This is a genomic window from Rhodococcus sp. R1101, from assembly GCF_000278445.1.
GTDB lineage: Bacteria > Actinomycetota > Actinomycetes > Mycobacteriales > Mycobacteriaceae > Rhodococcus > Rhodococcus gordoniae.
In genome coordinates, this window is record NZ_AJVB01000333.1 from 1 (window position 1) to 4,213 (window position 4,213).

A 4,213-nucleotide genomic window follows, 5' to 3' on the forward strand; every position below is an offset into this window, starting at 1 on the left:
CGGCCGATCCGGGTCCGGGTGCGCCCGGCAGCGATCCCGGACCTATGCCTTCGGGCGAGGAGGTCGACCCCGAGATGGCGGAACGGGAGAAAGAAGAATTCGAGAAGCGAATGTCCGAGAAGCGCCGCGAGAACCCGGTTTTCCGAGCTCCCGAGGTGCATCCGGATTCATCCGGGCGATGACCGAACCGCGCCCGCACACAGGGGGGAGTGCGGGCGCGGAGTCGATCTACGGCTGTCAGAGAATGACGCCCAGGGCAGCGAGCAGGCCGACGAGGGTGAGACCGAGGGATCCGAGCAGCATGAGTACCTCCATTGTTGTTCGTACACTGGCATGTCCACGAGGGACTGTGCGGAAGTGGACGTGTCCGAAGACGTTTCCGTTCACTTCCTTCTCATACGTCGCAACCGTCCCATTTGTTGTTACCCCGCATCAACAGCTGTGATTGTTTTGTGATCTTGAAGTCCGATTCGCCCGAAATATCGTCACTTATGGGCGTTTTGAGCCTTTCCTCGTTCGATCACGGAAGCTCGCCGCTCCGCGACCAGCGACGGGGAGAACTCCTGCATCCACGCCTCCGACGTCTGCTGCTCCACGCGCAGAGCGGGTTCGACGACGTGCTCTTCCGCGCGTCGATACGACGCGAGCAGTGCCCGCACACCGGGTTGATCGTTGCCGGCGACCGTCCGCGCGACCTCCAGTGCCGTATCGAGGAGTTCGTCGTGCGCGACGACCTGCGTCACCAGACCGACGCGTAATGCCTCGTCGGCACTCACGAAGTTGCCGGACAGGCTCATGCGACGCGCGAAGCCCGGACCCACGGCTGCGGGCAGGCGCTGGGTGAGTCCCCAGCCCGGCAGGACACCGACGCGCGCGTGGGTGTCGGCGAACCGGGCGCGCTCGGACGCGATGAGGAAGTCGCACGCGAGCGCCATCTCGAGGCCGCCGGTGATGGCAGCGCCGTTCACCGCGCCGATGATCGGCTTGGAGATCGGCGTCCACGGGTGACCGACCGGGAGGCCGGCGCCCGAGACCAGCGAGAGGTTGCCGCCGCTCTCTCCGAGTTCCTGCAGGTCGAGTCCGGCGCAGAAGGCCGGATCGGTGCCGGTGAGGATCACGACGTTCGTATCGTCGTCCGTATCCGCTGCGGCGACCTCGGTGCGCAGTGCGTCGATGAGCGCCGAGCTCAGCGCGTTCCGCGCCTGCGGCCGGTTGAAGGTGAGGATGCGGACGGCGTCGCGCTGCTCGACGAGCAGGATCTCTTCGGAAGTCATGGCCCGACAGTATCCGCAACCTCGGTGGATCCGACCCCGCTCAGCGGGGCTGAATCCACTGAAGCTGTGCCTGCGTGCGTCCCTCGACCCACGAGCGCATCGAGTCGACGCTGGTCTGCAGCGCCTCGGCGGTGAGGCCGTCGGAGGTCGGCACCGACGCGGCCACCTCGTCGAGGACCTCGAGGGCCCGGCCGCTGCCGTAGATCTGCTCGGACAGTTCCCGGTACGCCTCGTGGTAGACCCCCGTGAAGGCGTCGGAGTCGAGGAAGCGGGTCTTCAGGGTGTTGCCGCCGCCAAGTCCGCGACCTTCACCGTCACCTTCCGGCATTCCGGGTGGCATGCCCTGTGGGGGACCGCTGCCCGGCGGCATTACCTGCGAGGCGCCGGCCTCGGTGTTTCCTCCGGGACCACCCGCTCCCATGCCGCCCGTCATGGAGACGGTGTCGTCGGGGCCGGCGGTGGTGCCGCCCTCCATGGCCATGTTCAGATCCCACGAGACCACCGACAGTTTCTTCGTGCCGAGGTCGTACCAGAGGTAGTAGTTCTGGCCCGGCCCGGCCATGTCGTCGCCGTTGACCAGCAGGTTCTGTGTGGCGACGTACCGGGCGAAGGACTCGACGTCGACCCAGTCGGCCAGGTGCGCATCGAACTCGGCGTCGTCGGCCGAGTCCAGCCACTTCAAGAAGCTGATGATCGGCTGCAGCGTGCCCGAGTCGGCAGCATTGATCTGCTCGAACTGGTCGGAGTAGTCCGACTGGTCGTCGCCGACGTACTCGAAGCGTGACGACGCATCGGCCTTGTAGAGATAGCCGGGGGAGTCGAACAGTGAATCGGCGTACTGCTCGTCCGGATGCTCGAGCACCAGACGCGTGGCGGTGGCACTGTCGTTGACCGAGTACACCGTGTACGCGTACCGCTGAGTGGGTTGCTCGGTCTCGGCGGTGAGAGACAACGCCATCGCCTCGTTGATCACCGGCGAGCCCGGCCGGACCGACAGTTCGGTCATGCCCTGATAGGCGCGACCGTCGACGTACTTGTCGAAGCGGATCAGCCATGGCAGCGACGTAGGATCCTCCGGATCCACCTGCGCCGTGCCCCCCATGCCGGGCGGGCCCTGTGCCGGATCGAATCCTTCGGGCAACTCGACGCCCTCGGGTAGTTCGAACCCTTCCGGAGCTCCGAGCCCGACCGGGACGTCACCGTTCTCGCCCTGGAGGCCACGCAGCGTCGAGTTTCCCTTCAGACGTACCCCCACGTCCTCGATGCGGGTGCCGTCGATGACGACATCGGCGACCACCCATTCCTTGTCGCCGTCCTCCTGATATGCGGAGATCATGTCGTCGTACTCGGCGTCGCCGATCTCGACCGACAGCTCGTGTGTGACGGAGCTGTCGAACAGATCGACTGCGCCGGCGACGTTCTCGGTGATCTCCGAGGAGATGATCGTCGGATCGCCGGTGATGTAGGGCCGCACGCGTGTCGACCCGAAGGCGGTGGCCACGATCGCGACGAACGCGATGAACGCCACCGGAAGTTTCCAGTGCTGACGCAGCGAGGCCGGTATCCGGTGCCGCACACGGCGCCGCGGGGTCGGTGCCGTCATCACAGGTCGGTCTGGTCGTATCCGGTCAGGACGGTCACCCGCTGACCGGCGTTGACGGCGCCGAGGGCGGAGATCAGATCATTGGAACTCGTGCCCTTCTTCAGCCGAGCCGTGTAGTACAGCTCCACCAGAGCGCCGGCACGAACGGATTCGGTGGACACCAACTCGTATTCATTACAGTGCTCGATGAGTACGTCCTCGACGGTGGCGGCGTAGGCCGGCTCCGGCGGCACCTGCACCTTGACCACCTGGCGTTGCACGTCGAGCTTGAACCAGTCGAACTTGTTCATGATCAGCAGCACCAGGCAGATCGCGACCGTCGCTGCGATGGCGAGCACGTAGAAGCGGGTGCCGGTGGTCATGCCGATGGCCATCACCAGGAAGATGAAGCCGACATCACGAGTTTCCTTGATGGCGTTGCGGAATCGAACCACCGACAGTGCGCCGACGAGAGCGAAAGCCCGCGCGATGTTCGAGCCGACCACCAGCATGATGAGCGCGATGACCATGCCGACGACCACCAGCGTCTGCACGTAGGACTGGCTGTAGGAGACGTTCTTGTGGGTGTAGCGGTAAACCCACGCGATCACGCTCGACAGCACGAACGACAACGCCAGCGACACCACGATGTCGAAGGTCGTGAACGTGCCACTGAGGTCCTGGAAATCGAAATTCATATCCGTCCTTGATTCGGAAGGGAAGGTCAGCGAACCGGAATCGGTTCGGTGGAAAGAAGATCGGCGGTCACTCGCGTGTCGGAACCGTCCGGCAGCACCAGCTCCGGTGCACCGAAACGCGATCGAGGCGCGAGCCCGAACGCCTCGACCGACTGGCAGTACTTCGACACCCGGATCACCGACATGTCCAGCCGTGCCGTCAGATCCGTCGCCCAGTACGGGACACGTTCGTTGGCCTTGAGTTCCACGATGGCCAGGTTCGGCGGGATGATGAACCGGTTCTCGGCGCCGGACCCGAAGCGGAAGTCGCGGCCGCGGCCGTGCACCTTGTGGTCGATCGTCACACGCAGACCGAGGTCGGCGTCGCGGCCGACGAACGCCTCGCGTAGATAACCGGTCGTCACGATCGGTCGCAGATCCAGGTTCCCCACGAGACCGGAGACCTCGTCGACGAACGGCCGCTGCGAGTCGTCGCACTCGATGTCCTCGCGCCCGTTCAGCCACCGCAGCGCGACACCGTAGGGCAGGGCGATGCGACGTTTCTGCGTCACCCGGTTGACCCGCTGCTTGATCTCGACCTGCACCGGAATGTCGTCGGTGCACGCGGCCGGATCCCCGTAGAGGCGCATACGCACCTTGCGGCGGAACTTCAGGCCCTC

Annotated in this window: 5 protein-coding genes; 1 reads left to right on the forward strand and 4 read right to left on the reverse strand. The window is 65.2% G+C overall.

Annotated features, from left to right (window positions below):
* The coding region (locus R1101_RS31085) for a hypothetical protein (RefSeq protein ID WP_016934602.1) at window positions 1-182 on the forward strand (182 nt) is incomplete at its 5' end.
* A 303-nt stretch (window positions 183-485) separates the two neighbouring features.
* Here R1101_RS31085 and R1101_RS0117185 read toward each other — a convergent pair.
* The 4 genes from R1101_RS0117185 to R1101_RS27235 all read right to left on the reverse strand — a co-directional run.
* On the reverse strand, window positions 486-1,274 hold the full coding sequence (locus R1101_RS0117185; RefSeq protein ID WP_016934603.1) for an enoyl-CoA hydratase: 789 nt from the start codon (window positions 1,272-1,274) through the stop codon (window positions 486-488).
* Between the two features lie 40 nt (window positions 1,275-1,314).
* A complete protein-coding gene (locus R1101_RS0117190) occupies window positions 1,315-2,877 on the reverse strand; it encodes a CotH kinase family protein (RefSeq protein ID WP_016934604.1) in 1,563 nt (520 codons plus the stop codon).
* Window positions 2,877-3,554 carry a DUF4956 domain-containing protein gene (locus tag R1101_RS0117195; protein WP_016934605.1) on the reverse strand — a complete coding sequence of 226 codons (678 nt, stop codon included), beginning with the start codon at window positions 3,552-3,554 and terminating at the stop codon, window positions 2,877-2,879. Before R1101_RS0117195 ends, R1101_RS0117190 begins: the two co-directional genes overlap by 1 nt.
* A 26-nt stretch (window positions 3,555-3,580) precedes the next feature.
* The coding region (locus tag R1101_RS27235) for a polyphosphate polymerase domain-containing protein (protein ID WP_016934606.1) at window positions 3,581-4,213 on the reverse strand (633 nt) is incomplete at its 5' end.